The 22,508-nt window shown below is 72.9% G+C and carries 23 protein-coding genes, 2 tRNA genes and 1 other RNA gene; 9 read left to right on the forward strand and 17 right to left on the reverse strand.

The features are described from left to right. Positions 1–52: 52 nt before the first annotated feature. Both ACH4N1_RS04475 and ffs read right to left on the reverse strand, forming a co-directional pair. The gene (locus tag ACH4N1_RS04475; RefSeq protein ID WP_398094472.1) at positions 53–2,410 is read right to left on the reverse strand and encodes a DNA polymerase III subunit gamma and tau; all 2,358 of its coding nucleotides are present in this window, start codon (positions 2,408–2,410) and stop codon (positions 53–55) included. A gap of 45 nt (positions 2,411–2,455) precedes the next feature. After that, positions 2,456–2,554, reverse strand: an RNA gene (gene ffs, locus ACH4N1_RS04480) — signal recognition particle sRNA small type. A 72-nt stretch (positions 2,555–2,626) separates the two neighbouring features. On the opposite strand from ffs, the gene ACH4N1_RS04485 reads away from it, so the two are divergent. Then, positions 2,627–2,714 (forward strand) — tRNA-Ser (locus ACH4N1_RS04485). A 140-nt stretch (positions 2,715–2,854) separates the two neighbouring features. Here ACH4N1_RS04485 and ACH4N1_RS04490 read toward each other — a convergent pair. The 5 genes from ACH4N1_RS04490 to ACH4N1_RS04510 all read right to left on the reverse strand — a co-directional run bounded on the left by ACH4N1_RS04490 (position 2,855) and on the right by ACH4N1_RS04510 (position 8,242). Beyond that, positions 2,855–4,789, reverse strand: coding sequence for a copper resistance CopC/CopD family protein (locus ACH4N1_RS04490; protein WP_398095222.1), 1,935 nt, complete (start codon positions 4,787–4,789; stop codon positions 2,855–2,857). A 154-nt stretch (positions 4,790–4,943) separates the two neighbouring features. Next, positions 4,944–5,084 (reverse strand): hypothetical protein, encoded by a 141-nt coding sequence (locus ACH4N1_RS04495; protein ID WP_398094474.1) that lies wholly within the window; start codon positions 5,082–5,084, stop codon positions 4,944–4,946. Beyond that, complete coding sequence (locus ACH4N1_RS04500) at positions 5,081–5,554, reverse strand: cupin domain-containing protein (RefSeq protein WP_398094476.1); 474 nt, start codon at positions 5,552–5,554, stop codon at positions 5,081–5,083. Before ACH4N1_RS04500 ends, ACH4N1_RS04495 begins: the two co-directional genes overlap by 4 nt. Then, on the reverse strand, positions 5,551–6,153 hold the full coding sequence (locus ACH4N1_RS04505) for a GNAT family N-acetyltransferase (RefSeq protein ID WP_398094477.1): 603 nt from the start codon (positions 6,151–6,153) through the stop codon (positions 5,551–5,553). The genes ACH4N1_RS04500 and ACH4N1_RS04505 overlap by 4 nt, the downstream gene beginning before the upstream one ends. Then, on the reverse strand, positions 6,146–8,242 hold the full coding sequence (locus ACH4N1_RS04510) for a penicillin acylase family protein (protein WP_398095223.1): 2,097 nt from the start codon (positions 8,240–8,242) through the stop codon (positions 6,146–6,148). The genes ACH4N1_RS04505 and ACH4N1_RS04510 overlap by 8 nt, the downstream gene beginning before the upstream one ends. 134 nt (positions 8,243–8,376) lie before the next feature. Between ACH4N1_RS04510 and ACH4N1_RS04515 the strand changes: the two genes are divergently transcribed. From ACH4N1_RS04515 to ACH4N1_RS04525, 3 genes are all read left to right on the forward strand, one after another. After that, entirely contained in the window at positions 8,377–9,087 is a 711-nt protein-coding gene (locus tag ACH4N1_RS04515; RefSeq protein ID WP_398094478.1) for a siderophore-interacting protein, read from the forward strand. A gap of 282 nt (positions 9,088–9,369) precedes the next feature. Further along, the gene (locus ACH4N1_RS04520; RefSeq protein ID WP_004943146.1) at positions 9,370–9,666 is read left to right on the forward strand and encodes a type II toxin-antitoxin system VapB family antitoxin; all 297 of its coding nucleotides are present in this window, start codon (positions 9,370–9,372) and stop codon (positions 9,664–9,666) included. Positions 9,667–9,816: 150 nt separating this feature from the next. Continuing rightward, positions 9,817–10,434 carry a LytR C-terminal domain-containing protein gene (locus ACH4N1_RS04525; RefSeq protein ID WP_398095224.1) on the forward strand — a complete coding sequence of 206 codons (618 nt, stop codon included), beginning with the start codon at positions 9,817–9,819 and terminating at the stop codon, positions 10,432–10,434. Between the two features lie 28 nt (positions 10,435–10,462). Here the strand turns inward: ACH4N1_RS04525 and upp are convergent, their stop codons facing one another. Then, the gene (gene upp / locus ACH4N1_RS04530) at positions 10,463–11,098 is read right to left on the reverse strand and encodes a uracil phosphoribosyltransferase (protein WP_382782575.1); all 636 of its coding nucleotides are present in this window, start codon (positions 11,096–11,098) and stop codon (positions 10,463–10,465) included. A 137-nt stretch (positions 11,099–11,235) separates the two neighbouring features. On the opposite strand from upp, the gene ACH4N1_RS04535 reads away from it, so the two are divergent. From ACH4N1_RS04535 to ACH4N1_RS04555, 5 genes are all read left to right on the forward strand, one after another. Beyond that, positions 11,236–11,454, forward strand: a complete 219-nt coding sequence (locus ACH4N1_RS04535; protein ID WP_398094480.1) for a hypothetical protein — start codon at positions 11,236–11,238, stop codon at positions 11,452–11,454. A gap of 312 nt (positions 11,455–11,766) precedes the next feature. Beyond that, a complete protein-coding gene (locus ACH4N1_RS04540; RefSeq protein WP_398094482.1) occupies positions 11,767–12,309 on the forward strand; it encodes a hypothetical protein in 543 nt (180 codons plus the stop codon). 59 nt (positions 12,310–12,368) lie between these two features. Then, positions 12,369–12,800 (forward strand): tRNA adenosine(34) deaminase TadA, encoded by a 432-nt coding sequence (gene tadA / locus ACH4N1_RS04545; RefSeq protein WP_366060199.1) that lies wholly within the window; start codon positions 12,369–12,371, stop codon positions 12,798–12,800. 44 nt (positions 12,801–12,844) lie between these two features. Next, positions 12,845–12,929, forward strand: a tRNA-Ser gene (locus ACH4N1_RS04550). A 132-nt stretch (positions 12,930–13,061) separates the two neighbouring features. Further along, the gene (locus ACH4N1_RS04555) at positions 13,062–13,883 is read left to right on the forward strand and encodes a hypothetical protein (RefSeq protein ID WP_398094484.1); all 822 of its coding nucleotides are present in this window, start codon (positions 13,062–13,064) and stop codon (positions 13,881–13,883) included. A 70-nt stretch (positions 13,884–13,953) separates the two neighbouring features. Here ACH4N1_RS04555 and ACH4N1_RS04560 read toward each other — a convergent pair whose 3' ends face one another. The 9 genes from ACH4N1_RS04560 to traA form a co-directional block, all read right to left on the reverse strand. After that, complete coding sequence (locus ACH4N1_RS04560; RefSeq protein ID WP_398094486.1) at positions 13,954–15,231, reverse strand: tyrosine-type recombinase/integrase; 1,278 nt, start codon at positions 15,229–15,231, stop codon at positions 13,954–13,956. 86 nt (positions 15,232–15,317) lie between these two features. Beyond that, on the reverse strand, positions 15,318–15,551 hold the full coding sequence (locus tag ACH4N1_RS04565) for a helix-turn-helix domain-containing protein (protein WP_398094488.1): 234 nt from the start codon (positions 15,549–15,551) through the stop codon (positions 15,318–15,320). A gap of 178 nt (positions 15,552–15,729) precedes the next feature. After that, positions 15,730–16,893: a DUF3631 domain-containing protein gene (locus tag ACH4N1_RS04570; protein WP_398094489.1), complete on the reverse strand. Its 1,164-nt coding sequence runs from the start codon at positions 16,891–16,893 to the stop codon at positions 15,730–15,732. Continuing rightward, positions 16,890–17,300, reverse strand: a complete 411-nt coding sequence (locus ACH4N1_RS04575; RefSeq protein ID WP_398094491.1) for a hypothetical protein — start codon at positions 17,298–17,300, stop codon at positions 16,890–16,892. Before ACH4N1_RS04575 ends, ACH4N1_RS04570 begins: the two co-directional genes overlap by 4 nt. Beyond that, complete coding sequence (locus tag ACH4N1_RS04580; protein ID WP_398094492.1) at positions 17,297–18,187, reverse strand: bifunctional DNA primase/polymerase; 891 nt, start codon at positions 18,185–18,187, stop codon at positions 17,297–17,299. Before ACH4N1_RS04580 ends, ACH4N1_RS04575 begins: the two co-directional genes overlap by 4 nt. Further along, positions 18,184–19,287 carry a DNA cytosine methyltransferase gene (locus ACH4N1_RS04585; RefSeq protein ID WP_398094493.1) on the reverse strand — a complete coding sequence of 368 codons (1,104 nt, stop codon included), beginning with the start codon at positions 19,285–19,287 and terminating at the stop codon, positions 18,184–18,186. Before ACH4N1_RS04585 ends, ACH4N1_RS04580 begins: the two co-directional genes overlap by 4 nt. 92 nt (positions 19,288–19,379) lie before the next feature. Next, complete coding sequence (locus ACH4N1_RS04590) at positions 19,380–19,691, reverse strand: hypothetical protein (RefSeq protein WP_398094495.1); 312 nt, start codon at positions 19,689–19,691, stop codon at positions 19,380–19,382. Between the two features lie 158 nt (positions 19,692–19,849). Continuing rightward, positions 19,850–21,892: a plasmid transfer protein TraB gene (traB, locus tag ACH4N1_RS04595; protein ID WP_398095226.1), complete on the reverse strand. Its 2,043-nt coding sequence runs from the start codon at positions 21,890–21,892 to the stop codon at positions 19,850–19,852. A gap of 67 nt (positions 21,893–21,959) precedes the next feature. Next, complete coding sequence (gene traA / locus ACH4N1_RS04600) at positions 21,960–22,505, reverse strand: plasmid transfer protein TraA (protein ID WP_398094496.1); 546 nt, start codon at positions 22,503–22,505, stop codon at positions 21,960–21,962. Between the last annotated feature and the right edge of the window lie 3 nt (positions 22,506–22,508).

Raw genomic sequence — 22,508 nt, forward strand, 5'->3', positions numbered from 1 at the left:
TCGGCCGGGGTGGCCGCCCTTCGGGCAGGCGTCGTGCGACGGGCGGCGCCCGCTACTCGTTGGTGAACTCGTCCACGACGGTCGCGCCCAGCTCACGCACGATCAGGTCGTGCCCGGAGAGGGCCGACTCGTTGAGGTCGGGGTCGTCGTCCTCGGGGATGTCGTCCTCGATGGCGACGTGCTCGGGGGCGGCGGCCCGGGGTCTCGGGGCGGCGTGGGCGGAGGGCGGGGGCGGGGCCGACCGGGCCTGCGGGGGACCGGGGGGAGGGGAGGCGTTCGGGGTGTGAGGGGTCGGTGTGCCGCCGCCCGCACCGGCTCCGGGGGCCGGGGCGGGGGCTCCGTAGCCACCGCCGTAACCGCCCGGAGAGCCACCGCCGTAACCGCCCGGAGCGTGGGTGCCGCCGGGGCCGGGCGGGGCCGGGAGGCCGCCGAAACCGCCGGCCGGCGGGGCCGCGGAGCCGCCGGACGGGTCGACGAGCGCGTCGACCTTCCACTGGACGTTGAACTGCTCGGCCAGCGCCTGCCGCAGCACCTCCTCGCTGCCGCTGCTGACGAAGTTGTCGCGGGCGCCGGAGTTGACGAAGGCGATCTGGAGCGTGGTGCCGTCGAAGCCCGCGACCTGGGCGTTCTGGCTGAGGAGGATCCAGGTGAAGCGGCGGCGGTTCTTGACCGCCTCCAGGATGTTGGGCCAGAGCATGCGGGGGTCGGGGCCGCCGGCGGGCGGGGCGTAGGCGGCGGCCGGAGCGGCTGCGGGTCCGGCCGGGGCCGGGGCGGACACGACGGTGGGGGCGGGGGTCGCCGGGGGGCGTCCGCCACCTGCGGGCGTCGCGGTGGGCCAGCCGCCGGGCCTACGACCGCTGCCGGCGGCGGTGGCGGTGGGCCAGGCGCCGGGGGCGGGGACGACGGCGGGGCTCGCCTGGGCCGGGGCGGCCGGAACGGGTGCCGCGGGGGCCTGCGGGGGCGAGGGTGGCGTCTGAGGGACCTGGGGCGGATGAGGGGCTTGGGCCGCGGGACCACTCGGAGCCACCGGGGTGCTCGGAACCGCGGGACCGCTCGGAACCGCCGGAGCACTCGGAACCGTCGAGCCGCGCACCGCGGCGCGGGCGGCGGCCGCGCCGCCCCCCGGTGGGGCGGGGGCGGCCGGCGGGACGGGGGCGCCGTACGGGGCCGGCGCGGCCGCCGCGTGGGCCTCCGCCCCGGGGGCGTACCCCACGGCGGGCATTGCGGCGGGGGCCGAGCCCGCGGAGAAGTTCACGCCGCGCTCGATCCGGTCGAGGCGGGCCATCACCGACCGCTCGTCGCCGTAGGCGGCCGGGAGCAGGACGCGGGCGCAGATCAGCTCGAGCTGGAGGCGGGGCGAGTGGGCGCCGCGCATCTCGGTGAGGCCCTGGTTGACGAGGTCGGCGGCGCGGCTCAGCTCGGCGGCGCCGAAGACTCCCGCCTGGGCCTGCATCCGCTCGATGACATCGGAGGGGGCGTCGATGAGCCCCTTCTCGGCGGCGTCCGGGACCGCGGCGAGGATGACGAGGTCCCGCAGCCGCTCGAGCAGGTCGGCGACGAACCGCCGCGGGTCGTTGCCCCCCTCGATGATCCGGTCCACGACCTCGAAGGCGGCGGCCCCGTCCCCGGTGGCGAACGACTCGACGACGGAGTCGAGCAGCGAGCCGTCCGTGTATCCGAGGAGGGAGGTGGCCATGGCGTACGTCACACCGGCCTCGCCGGCGCCCGCGAGGAGCTGGTCCATGACGGACATGGAGTCACGCACGGAACCGGCGCCGGAGCGCACGACGAGCGGGAGGACTCCCTCCTCGACCGGGATGTTCTCCTTCTGGCACACCTCGCCGAGGTACTCCCGCAGCGTGCCGGGCGGCACGAGGCGGAAGGGGTAGTGGTGCGTCCGGGACCGGATGGTGCCGATGACCTTCTCGGGCTCGGTGGTGGCGAAGATGAACTTGAGGTGCTCCGGCGGCTCCTCGACGACCTTGAGCAGCGCGTTGAAACCGGCCGACGTGACCATGTGGGCCTCGTCGATGATGTAGATCTTGTAACGGCTGCCGGCGGGCCCGAAGAAGGCCTTCTCCCGCAGGTCACGGGCGTCGTCCACACCGCCGTGCGACGCGGCGTCGATCTCGATGACGTCGATGGAGCCGGGGCCGGTGCGCGCCAGGTCCTGACAGGACTGGCACGTGCCGCACGGCGTGGGCGTGGGGCCCTTCTCGCAGTTCAGGCAGCGGGCCAGGATGCGCGCGCTGGTCGTCTTGCCGCATCCGCGCGGTCCGCTGAACAGGTACGCGTGATTGACCCGGTTGTTCCGCAGCGCCTGCTGCAACGGGTCGGTGACATGTTCCTGCCCGATGACCTCGGCGAACGACTCCGGGCGATAGCGGCGGTACAGCGCGAGAGACGACACGCATACGAGGTTATAGGCGCCCACCGACAACCGGCCCCGCCCCGGAACGCAAGCGCCCCCCACGCACCCGCCAGAGCCGACCTACCCTTGCTGCCTTCCGGCCCTGGGGGAGTTCAGTCAGATAGCGCCGCGTGAGGGGCTGCGCCCACAGTACCCGATGGCGGCAGGCGGGAACGAGTTCGCGAGCACTCCTCAACGTCTTGTATTGTTTGCCGCGGAGGATTCGCCTAGAGGCCTAGGGCGCACGCTTGGAAAGCGTGTTGGGGGCAACCCCTCACGAGTTCGAATCTCGTATCCTCCGCCAGTGCCTCACCGGGCACGATGTCGAAGGGCCCCGCTGCTTGCAGCGGGGCCCTTCGTCGTTGTCCGTCTCAGTTGGTGTTCGGGAGCTCCCGGAGAGGGGCACACCGGCGCGGGGCGCCGCCCCGCGCCCCGGTGGCCCGCTCAGCCGGTGACGCGCACCGGCGTCGTCTCCGTCACCTGGTCGATCTCCGAGGCGCGTACGGTCACGCTCATCTCCCAGGTGCCGGGCAGGGGCAGGTTGACGGCGTCGGCGGCCCAGTAGCCGCCCCGGTCGGTGAGCTTCGCGTCGAGCGGGCCGATGTCCCGGCCGGGCAGGCTGAAGGACATGCGGAGTTCGGGGACGGTGGCGAAGCCGCCGTCGGGGCCGTAGACCACGGCCTGCACCGAGTTCTCGCCGACCCGGCCCGGATCGAGGGTGATCTGCACGCTGCCGCGGGCACCGGGGGTGCCCGGACCGCTCATGTCGAAGGGGACCGTGGTCACGGAGGCGACGGGCAGCCCGATCGACTGCTCGAACGCCGCCGCCTCCGCCTCCGCCCGGCCCGGGAGGGTGCCCGTCAGCACGGTCGTGAGGCCCAGGACGACGACGGAGACCGCCACCTCCGCGAGGACGGACCGGCGCAGGGCGCGGCGGTGCGCGTCCTCGGCCGGGGTGCGGGCCGGGGCGGGAGGCGTGCCGTCGCCGGACGGCGGCCCGTCCGACGGGGCGGGGGCCTGCGCGGGCCTCCGCGCGGACGTCCCCTCCTTCACCGGAGCGCCGACCGCCGCCACCACCTTCGCCCGCGTCTTCGCCGCCACCGTCTCCTCCGCCTCCGCCTCCGCCATCGCCATCGCCATCGTCTTCGTACCGCCCTTCGTCCCGCTCTCCTCCGCGTCCGGCGTCTCCGCCTCCTTCTCCTTCACGCGCGCGCGTGCCGCCTCCGCTCCCGCCAGCCGTCCCGTCCAGCGCCGCGACCAGGCGCCCGCCAGGAGCAGCACGCCCACCGCCCCCAGCTTGGCCAGGAGGGTCCGGCCGTACGTCGTGTCCGTCAGGGCGTCGAGGGTGCCGAGGCCGCGCCAGGCCTGGTAGACGCCGGTCACCGCGAGGACGGTGACCGAGGTGGCGGCGAGCCGGGAGAAGCGGGCGGCCACGGCGGCCGGGAGGGTGCCGTGGCGGAGCAGGGTGAGCAGGGCGGTGAGGCCGCCGAGCCACACCGCCATGGCCAGCAGGTGCAGCACCGAGGAGGTCATCGCGGCCGGTACCTGGATGCCGGCCGACGCGTGTTCGGCGGCGGCCCAGGTCAGGCCGAGGCCCACGGCCAGGACCAGGCCGGTGGCGAGGGTGGCTCGGGTGGGCCGTTCGCGGCCGCGTCGGCGGAGCAGCAGGACGGCGGCCCCGGCCAGCAGGAGCAGCCGGGCGGCCAGGGCGATGCCGGGCCGGCCGGAGAGGGTCCGGGTGAGGCCGGAGGGGTCGAGGGCCTGTGCGGGGCCGGCGCCGGTCTCGTAGGGGGCGCGCAGCAGGAGCAGCAGGACCGTCGACGCGGTGGACGTCCACCAGCCGGCCACGAGGAGCCCGCGCAGCGGCCGGACGTCCGGCGGGCGGCACAGGGCGACGAAGGCGGCCGTCCCGACGAGCAGGGCGGCGGCGCCGTACGCCAGCCAGCGGCCGAGTTTGTGCAGGCCCGCGGTGGCCGGGTCCTCCACGGGGCCGCCGGGGACGGCGGCCGGGGTCGGGGAGGGCGCGCCGATCGAGAAGGTGAAGGCGCCGGCGATGGGGTGGCTGTCCTCCGACACGACCCGCCAGGCCACCGTGAAGGTGCCGGTGCCGAGCCGGGCCGGGAGGGTGACGCGGGCGGTGTCGGACCGGCCGTCGGCGTGTTGCGCCTCGCCCGTCTCGACGCGCCCGTTGCGGGGGTCGAAGACGCGGAAGGTGTCGTCGATCAGGGCGACGGACTCGGTGAAGGTCAGGGTGATGCTGCGGGGAGCGGTCGGGAGGACGGAGCCGTCGGCGGGGTCGGCGTCGCGGAGGGCGGCATGGGCCGACGCCTGGCCGGCGCTGCCGAGGAGGAGCAGGACCAGGGTGGTGCCGAGCAGCACCAGCCCCCGCCACCGCCGGGCGCCCGCGCCCCGGCCGTTCCGTGTGCCGCGCCCTCGTCCGCCGTCGCGCCCTGCGTTCACGTCACCGCTCCGTACTCCGGACTCCTGGACTCCCCGTGCTCGGAGATACGTACGGTCCGTGAGGCCGTCCTGCTCACCGCACGGGGCAGGCCGGCACCGCGCCGTCCACCACCGGGCCGTGGCCGGTGGTCCGGGAGGCGAGCGGGGCGGCGAGGGGCACGCGGGCGCCGCCGGCGTCACCGGGGCGGCCGGGCCGGGCCGCCGGCGAGGTCACGGACGGCACAGCCGCGCGATGTGGGCGGCCCGGTCCGGGTGGAGCGCCGTCAGGGCGGCGGCGTCCCCGTGTTCGTAGGCCGCGTAGGTGAAGCCGGGGGCCATGGTGCAGCCGAAGAGGGCCCAGGCGCCGCCGGGCGTCACCCGCGCGCCCATCCAGGTGCGCGCGGGGACGGTGAGCTGCGCGTGCTGGCCGCCGAGGACGTCCGGGCCGAGCACGGCCGTGCGGGAGGTGCCGTCGGGGGCGAGCAGCAGCAGTTCCAGCGGGTCGCCGAGGTAGAAGTGCCAGATCTCGTCGCCGGGGAGGCGGTGCAGGGCGGAGAAGTCGTCCGCGGTGAGCAGGGCGACGATCGCGGTTCCGGCGGGGGTGCCGTCCGGCAGCGCGGGTCCGGCCCAGGTCTGGCGGAACAGGCCGCCCTCGCGGGGGATCGGCTCCAGACCGTAGTGGGCGACGAGGTCCTCGGGGGTCACCCGGGGAAGGCTACCTCCCGCCTGAGGAAGGCGAGTTGCGCCGTCTTCTCCGGCAGGTACACGTCCGGCAGGTCGATCTCCGGGAGGGTGACGACCGGTCCGGCCTCGAAGCCCTGGCGGAGGAAGCGGGCGAGGGCCTTCTCGTTGCGCACGTCCGGGTCGACCACCGCCCGCCGCCGGTCCAGCCCCACCAGCACGTACGACGCGAACGCGCCCATCAGCGCCGACGACCAGCCCGGCCGCGCGCCCCGCTCCCCGGCGGGCGCGAGCAGCACGTGGACGCCGATGTCCCCGGGCTCGACCTCGTAGCACTCGCCGACCCGGTCCTGCGACGGCTCGTACGTCTGGAGCACGGCGACGGGCTCGCCGTCCAGCTCGGCGAGGAAGGCGTGGTGGGTGTCGAGGCCGGCCATGTGGGCGTAGACGTCGGCGACCTGGTCCTTCGTCAGGCCGTTCATGCCCCAGAACACGGCCCGTTCCTCGCTGACCCAGCCGTGCACGACCGCCGCGTCGGCCTCGGCGTCGAGGGGCCGGATGCGGACGGTGCCGAAGCCCTCGGTCTCCTCCACGTGGACGTGGTGGACGTTCACCTCAGTCATCGTTCTCCTTCGTCAGGTGCGCCCAGTCGGTGACGACGGGGGCCAGCTCGCCCGTGAGCCAGAGGGGGAGCTGATCGTGGTGGTGGGGGCTGTCGGGGTGGCCGGAGGCGCCGTGGGGCACGATCCAGCGGCTGTCCTCGCGGCGGGCCAGGTCCCAGACGTAGCGGGCGGCCGGCCCGCGGGCGGCGAGGTCGGTCCAGCCGGGCACGGCGGAGGTGCACAGCACGCAGTCGTGGTCGCCGGAGAGGGCGGGGGCTTCCCCGGAGGGGTCGGGCAGGGCCCGCCAGGGGGCGAGGCGGTGGGTGTCGCCCCAGGGGGCGGCCGGCTGCCCGGCGACCTCTTCGAGGGCCTCCCTCACCAGCTCGGGCCGGTCGATGCCGTACAGGTCCTCGGCGCGCAGGAGGTGTTCGAGGGCGTAGCCGATGCGGGGGACGAGGGCCAGCCAGGGCAGGAGGACCTCGGGGTAGGCGGGCGGGGTGGTGAGCGCGGCGAAGGCGGGCTCGGCGGCGAGGCGGCGCACGAGCGCGCCGCGCACGGCCGCGAACCGTCCCGCTTCGCGGCTGTCCGCGTCCATCCGGCGGTCCCAGCGCAGGAGCCGCGCCCGCAGGTCGGCCGCCGCGGGGGTCAGGCCGTCGAGGGCGGCCAGGTGGTCCAGCAGGGGTGCGGCGGAGGCGAGGTGGGTGTCGGTGTGGATGGCCGGCATGTCGGACGACGACCACCGGCGGCGGCGGCCGAGCAGTTCGCGGATGCGGTCGGCGCGGTGCGGCGGGGCGAACTCGACGCCCAGGTCGGCGGCCGGTCCGCGCTGGTTGGCCATGACGGCGACGCCGTCGGTGAGTCCGGCGCGGGGCATCTCGTGCCAGCCGGTCCACTCGTGGCCGGGCTCCCAGGCCGGCACCGGTCGGATGCGGTTGGCCCGCGCGCGCACGGGCACGCGGCCCGCGACCCGGTGCAGCAGGCCGCCCTCGGTGTCGGCGGCCTGGACGACGTTGACCGGCTCGGCCCAGAGGTCGAGGGCGCGGTCGACGTCGGTGACCCGGCGGGCCCGCAGCAGGGGGAGCAGGGCGGAGAAGCCGAGGTCGCCGGTGACGCGGGGCGGGTGGCGCAGGGCGAGCGCGAGGGGGGTGCCGTCGTCGGTGCCGCCGGGGCTTCCGTCGTCGAGGCCCTCGGGGCCGCCCGCGATCACCGGGCCGCGTCCGGTCTCCAGCACCTCGACCTCGACGGGCTCCTCCCCCGCCACCCGGACGAGTTCGGTGTGCCGGGCGACCCGCCGCCAGGTGCCGTCCGGGCCGAGGGCCTCGACGCCGGCGCCGGTGCGGCGCAGGCGTTCGCGGTAGAGGTCCTGGTAGTCGGCCATGGCGTTGGTGATGGCCCAGGCGACCGTGCCGGCGTGTCCGAAGTGGGCGATGCCGGGGACGCCGGGGACAGCGAGTCCGACGACGTCGAACTCGTCGCAGGCCAGCCGGATCTGCTGGTAGACGCCGGGGTCCTCGATGAAGCGGTGCGGGTCGCCGGCGATGACGGCCTGCCCGGTGACCGTGCGGTCGCCGGCGACCAGCCAGCCGTTGCTGCCGGCGGTGCCGGGCCCGTCGGTGGCGAACAGGCCGACGGCGTCCTCGCCGAGGTGGCGGACGGCCTCCTCGCGCCACAGTTTGGCGGGGAAGCCGGCGAACAGGATGTGGGTGGAGAGCCAGACGGCCAGGGGCGTCCAGGGCTCCCAGCGGCCGGGGGTGAGGCCGACGCGGGTGAACTCGGGGGTCGGGCGCAGCCCTTCGTTGACTCCGTCGACGTACGCCCGTACCCAGGCGGCGGTCTCCGGGTCGCTCGTCTGAAGGGTCGTGAAGCAGCGGCGGGCGGTGTCGTCGAGGCGGGCGCGGCGGACGAAGCGGTCCCAGGAAAGGGCCTCCGGGCCGAGGAAGGACGCCGAGGTGCCCCGCGCGCGGTGCCGTTCGACCTCCAGTTGCCAGGCGCGGTCGCGGGCGGTGACCCGGCCCTGGAGGCGTGCGAGGGCGTGGGCGCTGCCGGCCCGCAGATGCGGAACGCCCCAGGTGTCGCGGTAGATCTCACCGGTTCCGGGCTCGGCCTCGATCTCGGCCCCGGTTGCTTCGTCCGTCCGCCGGGCGGCTCCGTCCGTCTCGCTCGTCACCCTGGGACCCTTCTGACATTTAGGTTAGGCTCACCTAATCAATCGGTGCAGGAATCGTACGCGAGAGGTGAAGGGGCATGGCGCAGGGGAGGGGCTGGGAGGGCGCGGTCCTGAAGTTGATGCGGGCGAAGGACTTCACCCTCACCGTCACGGGGGCCGAGGACGTCACCCCGCACTACCGCAGGCTCCACCTCACCGACGGCGGGCTGCTCGCCACGGCCGGCGTCCACCCGACGATGTGGGTACGGCTGTGGTTCACCAACGCGGGCAGGCCGCACCAGCGGGCCTACACCCTGGTCGACCCCGACCCGGCGGCCGGCACCTTCTCCCTGGAGTTCGCCCTGCACGAGGGCGCCGCCAGCGACTGGGCGCGGACCGCCGGGCCCGGCGACACCATCGAGGCCACCGTCCAGGGCACGGGCTTCGCCCGGCCCGCCCCGGCCCCCTCCCGGGTCCTCGCGATCGGCGACCCGGCCTCCCTCCCCGCGATCAACTCCCTCCTCGACGCCCTCGGCCCGGCACCGGCCACGATCTGGTTCGAGGGCGACGGGGACGGCCTCCCCTTCCGCACCGACCCGGCCCGGCACGACCTGCGCCGCACCCCCCGTACGGAACTGGTGGACCGCGTGCGGACCGAGCTGCCCGCCCTGCTGACAGCCACCCCGGACCCGTACGTCTGGATCGCCTGCGACACCCGGACGACCCGGACCCTGTCGGCGTACGTCCGCAAGGAACTGGCGGTCCCGAAGGAAAGGACGCACGCGCTGGGGTACTGGCACGCCGGGTGACGGGCGGGGCGGCCGGCCCGGGGGCACCGTTCCCGCGGAGGCCCGGGGCACCGTTCCCGCGGAGGACGGCGCCGACGACCGCGCCGCCCATCGCGCCGGGGACCGACGCCGCCCCGGCGTCCGTGCCGAGGACGGGGCCGGTGAAGGCGTGTCCGGAGGCGGTCCCGGCGGCCTCACCGACAGCCACCCCTTCCCTTGTGCCCCGGTTCGCCACCTCTTTTCCGACCCCACACTCCGCCGCCATGGCTGCGCCCGGAACGTCAGGACCGGTAGGCTTTCCGTGTGATCTTCAAGCGCATCGGAAACGGCCGGCCGTACCCCGACCACGGCCGGGAAAGCACCCGGCAGTGGGCGGACGTCGCGCCGCGCCCGGTCCGCCTCGATCAGCTGGTGACCACCAAGCAGCAGCTCGACCTGGAAACCCTGCTCGCCGAGGACTCCACGTTCTACGGCGACCTCTTCGCGCATGTCGTGAAATGGCAGGGCGACCTGTATCTCGAGGACGGACTCCACCGCGCGGTCCGAGCCGCCCTCCAGCAGCGCCAGGTGCTTCACGCGCGCGTGCTCGAACTGGACTGAGCCGCCCTCCGAGCGGCCCACCCCCTCGCCTCCCGGCCCGGGGCCGGTTGGCCCTTTCGGGTGCTCTGCGCGCTATCAAATGATCATCTGGTAGGCATGGCCGCCCCGGCGCACTACGCTGCGCTCATGAGCATGCTGACTCCTCCCGGCATGGGCGGCCAATACCGGATCACGGGGGACAAGTACCCCCGGATGCGCCCGTCCCGGCGACGCGGCAGGCTTGTCGGCGTCGTCGTCGCCTGCGGAGCCGTGCTCGGCGTGGCCGGCTGGGGCACCCTCCAGCTGATCGACGTCTTCACCGGCGGCGGGGGCACCGCCTCCGCGGCCGCCGCGAAGGCCGGCTGCTCGACCAAGGCGAGCCCCGCGGCCACCGCGCCGGCGGCCGTCCTGCCCAGGCCCGCGCAGATCACCGTGAACGTCTTCAACGCCACCACGCGCAGCGGCCTGGCCAAGACCACCGCCGACGAACTCAAGAAGCGCGGCTTCCGGATCGGCGAGGTGGGCAACGCCGGCCCGCAGTACGACAAGAAGGTCACCGGCACCGGCGTGCTGCTCGGCCCGGCGGCCTCGCTGAACACCTCGCTGCCGGTGCTGGCCACCCAGCTCACCGCCGCCGAGCGCCGCACCGACGCCGCCCGCAAGGGCGCCGCGATCGACCTGATCATCGGCAACGGCTTCAAGGCGCTGACCAGCCAACCGGAAGCGGCCAGGGAACTGACGGCCCTGGCCGCACCGAAGCCGACGGCGACCGCGAAGAAGGGCTGCTGAGCGCCGTACCCGACCGGTACGGCGGGGGTTACTCGGCCGCGCCGTACAGGCGGTCGCCCGCGTCGCCCAGGCCCGGGACGATGTAGCCGTGCTCGTTGAGGTGGTCGTCGACGGCCGCCGTGACGACGGTGACCGGCGTGCCCGCCAGGTCGCGCTCCACGACCTCCACGCCCTCGGGCGCGGCCAGCAGCACCACCGCGGTCACGTCGTCGGCACCCCGCCTGATCAGCTCGCGGATCGCGGCGACCAGCGTGCCGCCGGTGGCCAGCATCGGGTCCAGGACGTACACCTGACGGCCGGACAGGTCCTCCGGCATGCGCGTGGCGTACGTGGAGGCCTGGAGGGTCTGCTCGTCGCGGATCATGCCCATGAAGCCCACCTCGGCGGTCGGCAGCAGCCGGACCATGCCGTCCAGCATGCCGAGGCCGGCCCGCAGGATCGGCACCACCAGCGGACGCGGGCGGGCGAGCTTGACGCCGGTGGTGCCGGCGACCGGCGTCATGATGTCGACCTGCTCGGTGCGCACGTCCCGGGTGGCCTCGTAGGCGAGCAGGGTGACCAGCTCGTCGGCGAGGCGACGGAAGGTCGCGGAGTCCGTGCGGCGGTCGCGCAGCGTGGTGAGCTTGTGGGCGACCAGGGGGTGGTCGACGACGTGGAGACGCATGTCCACAACAGTAACCGGGCCCGACCGGCCCGGCGTCCCCGCACACAGTGAGCCTCTCCCCCTCGCTCGAAGCTTTCGTCGGCATCAAACCGCCCTTCGGCGGGAAGGTGGTGGAAACGGACCAGGGTGGTGGACCAATGCCTGACCTGCCAGAGCGTGCGACGCCGCAAGCGGAGGAGCCGCCGGAGAACCCGTCGGAGGAGCCGTCGGAGACCGAAGCGCAGCGCCGCAGACGACGCGCGCAGTTCCTGCGCGAGCTGGCCGAGGCCCGCGAGCTGCGCGACCGCGTCCAGCCGCGCCGCGCCAAGACGGCCCGGCTCCGACACGCGATGCGCATGCGCACCTTCCGCTGGTAGCGGTCCGCTCGGCGCCCCTGGGAAAGACCGCCGGCGTCACGCCCGTTACGGGGGTGGGCGTGCGTGACCGCACGGCAAAGCCGCGTACGATCCGCGGTGGTGGCAACGAGTGCGCTGGTGAGTTGCTTGCGGGCGCCCCCGTGGACCCGCGATCAAAACGTCCGGACACAGGGAGCCGAAGACGTCCCCTGGACGCCTTGTTTCTGCCACGATTCCGAGTGGGTGGGGCTCGGAGCCTGAGCTCTCTCCGCCCGTAACCTCCGGCCGGGGGGACCCCCAACCGGCACGCCTAAGACCAGTGGGAGAGTCACGGTGTACTTCGCCGCACTGCTCGCGCGCACCGAAGACGGGTGGGAAGCGAGCGACACGGAGCTCGACGATGTGGAAACCCTGTCGGATCTCGCCGACCTGGCCCGGGAAGCCTCTCCGGACGAGGACACCGTCCTCGTGCTGATCGAGCAGGAGGACTCCTGGTTCGGGGTCGTCCGCATCGACGGCGAGGAGGACCCCCGCATCTTCGTCTCCGACGCAAGCGCCGCCGCCCGCAGTTCGTACGGTGAGATCCTGCTCACCGACGAACTGCTCGGCCGAGATCCGGGTGACGCCGACGACCTGGACGCCCTCGACCTCGACGGCACCGAGGACGGCGACGCCGAGGACGACGACACGGACGACACCGCCGGCGCGGGAAGCTCCGGTCCGGCCGAGGCGGTGCCGCACGGCCCGGTCGGCGACGCCGGCATCCTCGACGACCTCGGCGTCGGCGAGAAGGAACTGAGGTCGCTGTCCTCGGACGCGCTCACCGAGATCGCCGAGTCCCTCGGGGCCTCGGAGGTCCTGGAGACCGTCCGCTGACCGCACCGACCGAAGAGGGCCGGCCCGCCGACCCGGTACGGGACCGCTGGCGGGCCGCGATGCGGCTCGCCCTGGACGAGGCCGCGCTGGCCGCCCGCGGCGGCGACGTCCCCGTCGGTGCCGTCGTTCTGGCCGCCGACGGCACCACCGTCCTCGGGGCCGGCCACAACGAACGCGAGGCGGGGGGCGACCCCACGGCCCACGCGGAGGTACTGGCCCTGCGCCGGGCCGCCGCGCGGACCGGCCAGTGGCGGCTGACGGGCTGCACGCTCGTCGTCACGCTGGAGCCGTGCACGATGTGCGCGGGCGCCCTCGTCCAGTCCCGCGTGGACCGGGTCGTCTACGGCGCCCGCGACGACAAGGCGGGCGCGGCCGGCTCCCTCTGGGACGTCGTCCGCGACCGTCGGCTCAACCACCGCCCCGAGGTGGTCGAGGGCGTCCTCGCCGCGGACTGCGCCCGGTTGCTCACCGAGTTCTTCCGCTCCCGGTGAATCCGATTTCAAACCGGGGCTCACCTTGTTGTAAGGTCTCTCTCGGTAGCGTGTCCGAGCGGCCGAAGGAGCTCGCCTCGAAAGCGAGTGTGGCGCAAGTCACCGAGGGTTCAAATCCCTCCGCTACCGCTGGTAGACGAGGGGCTCGGTCCGATGGACCGAGCCCCTCGTGGTTTCCCGTCTCAGTCTCCGTCTCATTCAGTCCTCCAGGCGCCGAGCGGAGTGGACGCGGCCGTGGCTGCTCGCCCATGCTGAGCAACCATGTCGAACAGTGAGCCTCCTGAGGCGCCCAACCGCAGGAAGGTAGCCCTCCTGTGGATCTCGTTTATGACTCTGCTCCTCGGGCTGACTTCGGGGTTCTGGTTCTTCAGGGGCTCACTAGATGCTTTTGCCCTTATGGCGGGGGTGTGCGGCTTATACGCCGTCTTCAGGTCCTTTGTCTGGCGTAACGAAGAGTCGGCGCAAGAGGCCTCTCGCGCTCGGGTACGCGAAGCCGAGCAGGGGTTGGAAAACGCGCTGCGGGGTGACTACGTCACCCGCAGAGGCGCCGGGAGAGTCCTCATAACTCGCGACGCACCACCCGGACCTCGGGAGGATCCAGTACCCGACGAGTCGCAGATTCGTCTCACCCTGTCGGAGTTGTGGAAGGTGACGCACCGTCGCCTTGATCACTACCACGGTATTGCCCTAGGGCAGGCGAGGCAGTCGTTCCGTAACGCTCAGATCGCTATGGGGCTCGGATTCACCCTGCTCATCGCGTTTGTCATCGTCGCTTTCAATGCCAGCACAACAGCGGGCACCGTCGTCGCAGGAGGGCTCGGGGCGGTCTCTGCTGTGTTGGCTGGTTACATCAGCCGAACGTTCATCAGGTCACAGGAGGCTGCCGCAGGGCACCTGCGCGCCTACTTCGACCAACCTCTTGAATTTTCCCGATATCTGGCAGCCGAGCGGCTGATGGCCGACGCGGGTTTGAGTGACGAGAAGCGCGCGGAGGTCCTAAGCCTGCTTGTGCAGGCAATGATCGCCGGGCCCTCTGGGACAGTACTCGCGAGCACGGCCGAGGAGCAGTCAAGGGCTTCCTGATTCCGTTCGTAATCAGGAAGCCACGTGTGACGGGAGCGGTCTTTAACGGACCGCTCCCGTCACACGTGGCTTAATCGACCGGAGGGCATGACCCGGCGAAGCCGTCGTCATCTTCGTTCGACCCGACTACGTCTGGATTCCAGATGAGCCCGTCGACCTGTCGAGCGACTTCACTGCGGACGGAGTCGACCATGTGTTGGTACCGCGCGGCCATGGCCGTGGTGGACCAGCCCATGAGCCCCATGACGGCCCGCTCCGAGACTCCGAGGATCAGCAGAACCGTAGCGGCGGTGTGTCGGGCGTCGTGCAGTCGGCCGTCGCGGACTTTCGCGTCGTCAAGCAACTGCTTCCAGTCGTCGTAGTCCGTCCGGGGTGATGTGCCTCGCCCGGTCGGCGTAGCGAAGAGCCATCCTTCGTCCGTCCAGTCGGCGCCGGCCGCCGCGCGTTCGGCTTGTTGCTTGACCTGATGAGTGCGCAGCAGGTCTACGAGCTGTGAGGGCAGCCCCACGGCTCGCCGTCCGGCGCGAGACTTCGTATCGGCCGTCTCCGGGTTGGTTCGCTGACGCTGCGGGCAGTACCCGGCCTTCCTGCCGCAGGTGTCCCCGCAGCCGTGGGCGTAGCGCGGCCGGCGGCGGCTCCGCCGGACCATCAGGACACCCCGGTCAAGGTCGACGTCCGCCCACTTGAGGCCAAGTGCCTCGCCCTGTCGGAGTCCGAGGGCGAGCGCGACGGCCCACCGGGCGGAGTTCCGGCGGTCGTCGGCCGCCCGGAGCAGCCGCTGGACCTCTTCCACGGTGTACGGCTCGATCTCCTCTTCGCTGAGGCGGGGCGCCTTGGCGAGTTGGACGGGGTTTCGGGCGAGGTGGCTGCGCCGTACGGCCTCGTTCAGCGCGGTACGGAAGGTGCGGTGAATCTGGTGGATCGTGCCCGCCTTACGGCCGTCGGCCACCATGCGCCCGTAGAAGTTCTCGATGTACTCCGGCTTGAGCTTGTCCAGCCGGTGGGTCCCGAGGGCGGGGATTAGGTGCTTTCGAACGGCGACGCCGTACCCGACCATCGTGTTCTCATTGACGGCCAGCGGGGCGATGTTCTCGACCCAGTGGGTCAGCCACGTCTTGACGGTCCAGGGGCGGCCCGCCTTCCGGATGGTCTTCGCGTCGCGCTCCCGCTCCAACTCGCGGACGGCGGCGGTCACCTCGGCGCGGGTCTTCCGCTCGACGTGGCGGCGGTCCGGCTTGCCATCGTCGCGGATGCCGACGGTCACGCGGCCGTGCCACTTGCCGTCGCTGCCCTGGTAGATGGAACTGCGGCCGTTGGGCTGTCGGGTGCGCTTCTTGTCTTCCGCCACAGGCGGACTCCTTGAGAGGTAGAGGCGGGGTGGAAACGGCCGGAGCGCTGCCCATGGCTAGGCAGCGCTCCGGCGAGTGGAACGGGTCAGGCCACCTGCTGCTCAGCGCGACGGCGGGCGAGGTAGGCGGCCGGCGCGTCGGCGGGAACGCGCCGAAGCCCCCCGACCATCAGAGACTCCAGCTCACCGGTACGGATGAGCGCGAAGCAGGTAGTCCGACCGATCCGGAGGCAGTGGGCGGCCTCTTCGACGGTCAGGAGAACGGGGGCCGGGCCGTTGACGTCCGCAAGCGGGGCGGTGTCCACGATGGCGATGCTCACGTTGGGACTCCTCTGGGGCGATCCTTCGGGGTACCTCTGAGGGCCGCTACTTCCGCTACTTCCGCTACCTCACAGGTCAGGGGCCTGATCGAGGTAGCGGGAAGGGGTAGCGGTAGCGGATGGGTAGCGTTGGGGTAGCGGCTCGCGGTGACGTTTGCCGCTACCTCGTTGTTGCTGGTCAGACCGTGTTTTCGGTGCCAGGTAGCGGAGGTAGCGGACTTTCCGGGGGTGGGGGGCAGTAGCGCTGCCAGGCGTCGTAGAGATCGCTGGCGTAATAGCCCTTGAGGACGCCCCCGCCGGTCTTGATGTTGCGGCTGGTGACCGGGTCGCCGTCGACGGTGACGTATTCGCTGAGCATCTTGGACAGCCGACGGGAGTCGAGCGGCTTACCGTTGAAGTCGGCCCACGGGGCGTCGTCGAGAGCGTTGAGCCGGTCGAGAACGGCGACGGTGGGGAGTCGATCGATGCCGATCATGACGTGGTCGCGCAGGTCGGTGAGCAGCCGGATACCGATGCTGCCTTTGTCGTTGGCTTGGGAGGCTTTGACCATCACGCTGCATGCCTCGCGGGCCCGCTCGGGCCAGTCGCCCCCGGCGGCGTCCGCAACGGCGAGCAAGGGTTCCCATACATCCGCGGGCCGGTCGGCCACTCCGTCGGGCATCTCGGGGAAGGCGTCGGTGACTTGCTCCTGCACGCTTTCGGCCCACTTGGCGAGCCGGTCCCGGAGCTGATTGCCCTCCCGTACGTGGATGCGGGTGCGGAACTGCTCGACCTTCTCGTTGCGGGCCCGGCGGCGCATGCGGACGATGACGGACCGGGTCATGATCGTGTCCGGGAGGGAGCCGAGTCCGGCGACGGCAACGGCGCAGTACGAGGGGAAGCCCTGTACCTGCTGGTTGGAGCCGTCTCCGACGCACCGGTACATCACCCGTCCGCGAGTGTGGCCGGCGTTGATGAACCCGCGGAGTTGCTCGTTGTCTCCGGCTTTCGGCCCGAAAATGGTGTCGATCTCGTCGAAGAGGATCGTCGGCCGGCCGCCGTCGATTCCAGAGACGGACCGGAACAGGGCGGAGGCGGAGGCGTCGACCGCAGCCATGGAGCGCGGTACGAGGGTTTCGACCACTTCCAGGGCCCGGGACTTCCCCGACCCCGGTTCGGGCGAGAGGAAGGCCAGGCGGGGGGTGGAGTCGAATGCGTCGAGCAGGTGGGCGTGCGCGTCCCACAGGGTGACGGCGACGAACGCGGCTTCGGTGGGGAAGACGTTGAAGCGGCGGTGGAAGTGCTCCACTTCGTCCAGCAGCGCGGCGCCGTCGATGGGCGCGGCGGGTGTGGTGTCGGTCATGCTGCGTTCCTGCTTTCGGTGTCCGGGGCGGGCATCCCCGTGCAGGCGTGCTTGTGGGCGGCGTAGGCCGTAGCCAGGGCGGCCACGGCGTCCTGGCCACGGGCGGTGCGAATTTCGCCGCAGAGGCAGGCGTAGGCCGCGGTGGGGGTGGCACCGAGACGCTTGGACCAGCGGGCGCCGTCGTTGGGGTGGCGGTAGAGCGGTGGGGCGTAGATACGGATGCCGGGCCGGTCCGGCGTCGGGTCGTCGGCCGGGCGCGGGCCAGGGCGGAGAGCAGTTACGACGCCCTTGCGGGCGGCGCCTTGCGGCTCGCCCACGGTCGGCCCGGGCGCGGCCGGTCGTGCGGCGTGCGGGCCGGTGGCGGGGGTGGGTTGGCCTTCCAAGCGGGGGCGGGCAGAGGTGCTCATGCCGTCTCCCGGGGGCGGGCTTTGCGGACGGAGCTGTCCAGAGCGCTGCGGATCGTGGCGCGGCACTCCGCCGCGGTGAGTCCCCGCGCCTCTCCCGCCGCTTGGAAGGCGTCCTCTGCCACGTGTCGGGGGAGGTCGCCCCATGCGACGAACCGACCCACCTTGAAGGCGCAGCGGTTCAGCGTGACGTTGCGCAACCCGTCCGGCGCGCCGACGACCACGGCGCATTCGGCCTCCAGCGCGGCCAGTGCCGCGCGGCTCCCGTCGACCGCGGGCAGTCGGAGCGGCACCGCGGGCGCGACGGGGGCCGGCCGCAGCAGCGCCAGCAGCCACCCCGGCAGCGACACTGCAGCGGTCCCGCCCTCAACCTCGTACCGGCCGCCGGGAACGATGCTGCCAGCGGCGACGACGTAGCCACCGGCCGCACGGGTGTCCACGGAAGCGGCCACGGTGCCCGCCGTGTTGCCCAGCCGGGCCCCGTCGGGCGCAGTGAAGTACAGGTGTTCCCCGCCGCTCGCGGTCCGCACCCGGTAGGTGGCCGGGACGGCGTGGCCGGCGCGCTCGCAGAGCGCTGCGAAGGTTGCCGCGCCGCAAGGCGCGTCCGAACTGCCCTTTTCTTTCGGTACGTCGAGGTCGATAACCAGGAGGCGGGAGGGGCCGGTGGCGATGCCGACGTTGTACGCGCCGTGCGCCCAGGTGGCCCGGATGCGGTCCGGATCGGTGGTGGCGCGCTCCTCCCACTTCGCGTGGCCGCTCGCGCAGGGGCCGGTGCCGGGGCACGCGGTCTCGCCGTGCAGGGCGGGCCGCTTGGTGCCGGGGCGCAGGGGAAAGACGTGCCAACCGCGGTCGGCGGCGGCCAGGGCCGCGCGCAACAGGTGCTCGCTCACGCCGCCACCCCCCATGCGGGCCTGGCCGCAGCAGTACCGAGCAGCAGTCCATAGGCGTGGTGGGCCTGGCGGGGCACGACGCCGTTGCCGAGGATCTTGAGTTGTTCCTTGCGGGGGATGTCGGGGACGGCGGTGACCCATCCTTCGGGCAGGCCCATCATCCATTCGGTGAACAGTGGGGACAGGCGCCGGTTGCCGCGGGTGCCCGGTTCGGTCGGGCACGGCGCCGGCCGTCCGGTGATGCGCTCCCACCGGCGGACGGCGGGCCCGTAGTCGGTGCCGTCGGCGGCGATCCATCGTTGGTCCAGCGGGACCGGCCCGGTGGGGGTGGTGTCGACGTCGGCAAGCAGGTTCACGGCCACCTCGTTGAGCGGCCGGGCGTTCCTGTCGAGCAGGTTGGACGCGCCGGACTTCCAGTCGCGGGCCGCCGGGGTGGGCAGCAAGCTCACGGCTGTGGGGGTGGCGGGAGTTTGGTGACGGCGGTGCGCAGGTTCATCCCGCCCCGTCGTTTCGGGCTGGTGCCGGGGCCGCCAGTGCCGTCCGAGCTGGTGGGGGTCGGCATCAGCGGGATGGGCAACTGCGAACCAGCGGTCGCGTTCGTGCGGGGCGCCGGTTTCGGGGTCACCAGCGCGTACGCATGTCCACCGGAGGTCATACCGGATCGCGGCCAGGTCCGCGGCGACGACGTCCAGCCCCCGCGAGCGGAGCGCCGCCACGTTTTCCAGGAAGACGAGACGCGGTCGAAGGTGGCCCACAGCCTCAGCGACGTTCTTCCAGACTCGCGACCACTGGCCATTGATCCCGTCCCTTCGTCCAGCGTTGGAGGTGTTGCGGCAGGGGAAACCGGCGCCGATCACGTCCGGCCGGAACACGTCCCGGACCAGGCTCCAGTCGACGGTGCGGATGTCGCCGAGGTTGGGCACGCCGGGGTGGCGGTGGGTGAACACGGTCGCGGCGTGCGGGTCGTTCTCGGCGAACGCGGCGACCCGGCCACCGATGCGGGCCCGGATCGCGGCCTCCAGGCCGCCGTAGCCGGCGCACAGGGCGACGATCGTCGGCGGCGAGCCGGGCACTCGCCCAATGCGGGTGGGTTGCGTCATGCTGGATGACCTCCAACAGGTCTGTAGTGGGCTGGTTGGACAAGGGCGGCCCCGCGGCTTTGGCGAGACGATGGGGGCCGCCCTTGGCGTAGCTAGGTGTGCTTGCCGCGGAAGAGTCGGAGGGTGATGCCGCCGATGCCGATGGGGCCGGTGGCACCGGCGATGACGGTGGCGGTGTGGGCGGCGAAGTCGAGCAGCGCGAGGAACGCGGCGACGAGTCCGAAGACGCCGATCACGCCGGCGCCGGCGACGGCGAGCGGGAAGAGGTAGTGCCGCAGCGGACGGCCGGTCGGGTCGGTGTGGTGGACGACGATGACGACCGGGGCGCCGGTGGCCTGTGCGTGGCGGTAGGTGTCGGCGGGGATGTGCGGGGCGATGGTCCCCGGCGGGTCGTGGTGGGTCATCAGGGCTCCCTGGGGTGAGCCGCGCGTCCGCCCCCGCGAGAGCGGGCACGGGCGCACGGGGTAGGTGTCAGACGGGTGTCACGGGGTGGGGTCAGGAGTGCGTGACAGCGCGTGTGCCTAGGGGTTTGGGTGTCAGGCGGCCGTGACGGTGTCAGGTGTCAGGCGGCCGTCAGGATGGGGACGATCCGCCACCGGCCGGTGGCGTTCGTCGGCTCCAGACGGCCTTCCACGGCGGCTTCCTTGAGCCGCGCGGACACCCACGGGCGGGAGAGCTGGTGCCGCTCGCACCAGTCCATGAAGTCCTTCGGACCGACGATCATCTGTCCGGCTTCCTCGAACTCCTCCAGCGCGCGGGCGAACAGCTCCCGGGCTTCCTCGGGGGAAGGCTTGCGGCCGGCTTCCTGCCCGAAGATCGGTTCGTCGTCGCCGTCCTGCGCGTCGGGAAGCTCGGCTTCGGGGTCGATGCCGGCGTCCTCGGGGTCGACGTGCCGGCCGGGGTGCTGCTGCATGTCGTCCCCTTCGTCGTGCACGACGGACAGCCGCGGCGCGGGAGCCGGGCCGGCGGTGGCGGGTGCGGTGCGACCGGTGTAGGCGTTGCCGGCGACGGCCGCCGCGGCGCCGGCGGTAACGGGGTCGGCAGTGGCGCCGTTGCGCTGGGCCCAGGTGGCGAGCAGCTCCATGACGGGCACGGCCCGGTGGGTGAAGCGGCGGGTGCGGCCCGGGGAGGGGTAGCGGTCCTCGGGGATGCCCGGGGAGACGACGTAGCAGTATCCGGGCCGCCGGTTGCCCCAGGCGCCCGGGTGGGCGCCCGCGGCCAGCACGTCGTCCGGCAGTGAGAATCCCTCGTCGCGCCGGTCACAGCCGAGCGCGATCACGGACGGCAGCGACGCGCGGGTGGAGGTCGACATCTGGTCGAAGGACGGGCGCTGAAGCGACACGATCAGCGAGATTCCCGCGGACCGGGCCTCCTGTGCGATGCCGGTGAACGCGTCGTCGCCCAGCGCGCGCAGAGTGTTGGCGGCTTCCTCGAACCAGGTGACCAGGAACGGCATACCGGGGCAGCCGCACGGCTGGCCGTCCGGCCGGCAGGTGTGCTCCGGGCTGTTCTGCCGCTCCGCAGCGGCCGGTACCCACTGGCGGTAGCCGTGGGCGCCGAGCCAGCGGGTGCGGGCGGGGATGACCTCCTGGACGGCGGCCACCATGACCTCCGTCTGTGTGCCGCCCTCCGCAGACCAGTCCAGACCGCCCCGCAGGGGCGCGAAATCCTGAAAGGCCTTGGGGTCGGAGAACCACACGATCACGTCCCGCCGGGAAAGGATCTCCGTCAGCAGGTTCAGGGCAGCATCGCCCTTACCCGACCCGGACATGCCGGCAGTCAGGACATGGGTGGAGTTGCGGCCGGTCTCGGGGTCGCCGGGCAGCCACATGACCAGCGGGGCACCGTCGTCGTAGCGGCCGATGACCAGCGGCTCCGCGATCGAATCCCCCAACTTGGAGGGGCCTTCCCACTCGACCACATCGGCCAGCATGTCCTCGGGGACGATGACCAGGTCCCCGCGCCGGTTGGAGTCGGGATCGGGGAGATAGCGCACGGCAGACGTCGGCAGGTCCAAGGCGGAGGCGAGGTTGCCCAGGGCTTTGGCCATGTCGTCGTTGGTCTGCTCGCCCGGTGCGAGCGCCACCGGGGCGGTGACCCGGTTGGGCTCCACCTTCGCCGCACCGAGCTGCGCCCGGGCCATTCCGATCTTCTCCAACAGGCCCTTGTCGCCGCTCTCGCCGGAGGGGTCGGTGTTGTGGCGCAGCACCATGCGCACGTTCCACGACAGGGCCACGACCGGCCCGCCCATCAGGAACAGGTCATCGATCGGACCGGCGGTCGGTCCGGCCAGGCAGGCGGCCGTGAGCCAGCCGGAGCCGGCGGCCACGGTGATCGCGGAGTGCAGGCGGCGCTGAGCGCTGGTGGACTTGCCCGCCCACCAGGTGACGCCGGTCAGGGCGACGGAGGCGAGGGTGAGGCCGACGCCGGCGGCGGCGCTGTCGCCCCACCGCCAGTTGCCGAGCGCACCGGCCAGGCCGGTCGCGCCGACCGCGAGCCACGGCGGCAGGTGCGGCTTGGCGCGGTGCAGCAGGTAGCCGCGGACGCTGCTGCCCCCGCCCCCTTCACCGGGCAGCCAGCCCGCGCCGGCGTAGGGCACGGTCATGCCGTCGTTGGGGTAGTCGGTGTGCCGTGCGCGGCGGCCGTTGTTGCGTGTCATCGGGCAGCCTCCTCTACTGCTGGGTCCAGTTCATGACCGGCTGCTGCGGGCGTCGGGCGCGGTGGCGGACTCGGTTGATCTCCTCCTCGAACTCCTGCTGGAACACCGAGTAGCAGGCGGCGGCGTTCTTCGCGGCGTCGCGCAGGTCGTCCGCGGCGCGCTGCATCTTGCGGGTGACCTTCTGCGCGCGGATGCGGGAGCCGAATGCCCGACCTTCCGGGTCCGGCACTGCGGCCAGCACGCCCTTGAGGATCTCCGCCCCCATCGCCACCTCGATCGAGAGCGTCACGGCCGCGGCCCGCAGGGTGTTGCAGTAGTTGCGCACCTGCGCCGGGGATCCGAACTCCGGCGCGGGCAGCAGCGATTCGGCGTGCGAGCCGCCGTTGCCGCCGCCGCGGGTTGTGGTCTTGGTGTTGTTCACGGTCACGTTGACCGGCGGGACGAACGAGCCGCCCAACGCGCCGACGAAGCCGCCCGCGGCGGCGCCGGCGTTGGCGAACTTGTTGCCCTTGCTGTTGGCGGCGCCGTTCGTGCCGCCGGTACGGGTGGAAGCTGCCATCTG

Source organism: Streptomyces sp. NPDC017202, from assembly GCF_044331705.1.
Lineage (GTDB): Bacteria > Actinomycetota > Actinomycetes > Streptomycetales > Streptomycetaceae > Streptomyces.

Excerpts from the sequence above, each read along its gene's own strand:
- ACH4N1_RS04525 (WP_398095224.1), top strand. The coding sequence starts at position 9,817 with ATGGGCGGCCAATACCGGATCACGGGGGACAAGTACCCCCGGATGCGC.
- ACH4N1_RS04515 (WP_398094478.1), top strand. The coding sequence starts at position 8,377 with ATGGCGCAGGGGAGGGGCTGGGAGGGCGCGGTCCTGAAGTTGATGCGG.
- ACH4N1_RS04585 (WP_398094493.1), bottom strand. The coding sequence starts at position 19,287 with ATGACGCAACCCACCCGCATTGGGCGAGTGCCCGGCTCGCCGCCGACG.
- ACH4N1_RS04570 (WP_398094489.1), bottom strand. The coding sequence starts at position 16,893 with ATGACCGACACCACACCCGCCGCGCCCATCGACGGCGCCGCGCTGCTG.
- ACH4N1_RS04555 (WP_398094484.1), top strand. The coding sequence starts at position 13,062 with ATGTCGAACAGTGAGCCTCCTGAGGCGCCCAACCGCAGGAAGGTAGCC.
- ACH4N1_RS04505 (WP_398094477.1), bottom strand. The coding sequence starts at position 6,153 with ATGACTGAGGTGAACGTCCACCACGTCCACGTGGAGGAGACCGAGGGC.
- ACH4N1_RS04590 (WP_398094495.1), bottom strand. The coding sequence starts at position 19,691 with ATGACCCACCACGACCCGCCGGGGACCATCGCCCCGCACATCCCCGCC.
- traA (WP_398094496.1), bottom strand. The coding sequence starts at position 22,505 with ATGGCAGCTTCCACCCGTACCGGCGGCACGAACGGCGCCGCCAACAGC.
- ACH4N1_RS04535 (WP_398094480.1), top strand. The coding sequence starts at position 11,236 with ATGCCTGACCTGCCAGAGCGTGCGACGCCGCAAGCGGAGGAGCCGCCG.
- traB (WP_398095226.1), bottom strand. The coding sequence starts at position 21,892 with ATGACCGTGCCCTACGCCGGCGCGGGCTGGCTGCCCGGTGAAGGGGGC.
- upp (WP_382782575.1), bottom strand. The coding sequence starts at position 11,098 with ATGCGTCTCCACGTCGTCGACCACCCCCTGGTCGCCCACAAGCTCACC.
- tadA (WP_366060199.1), top strand. The coding sequence starts at position 12,369 with ATGCGGCTCGCCCTGGACGAGGCCGCGCTGGCCGCCCGCGGCGGCGAC.
- ACH4N1_RS04575 (WP_398094491.1), bottom strand. The coding sequence starts at position 17,300 with ATGAGCACCTCTGCCCGCCCCCGCTTGGAAGGCCAACCCACCCCCGCC.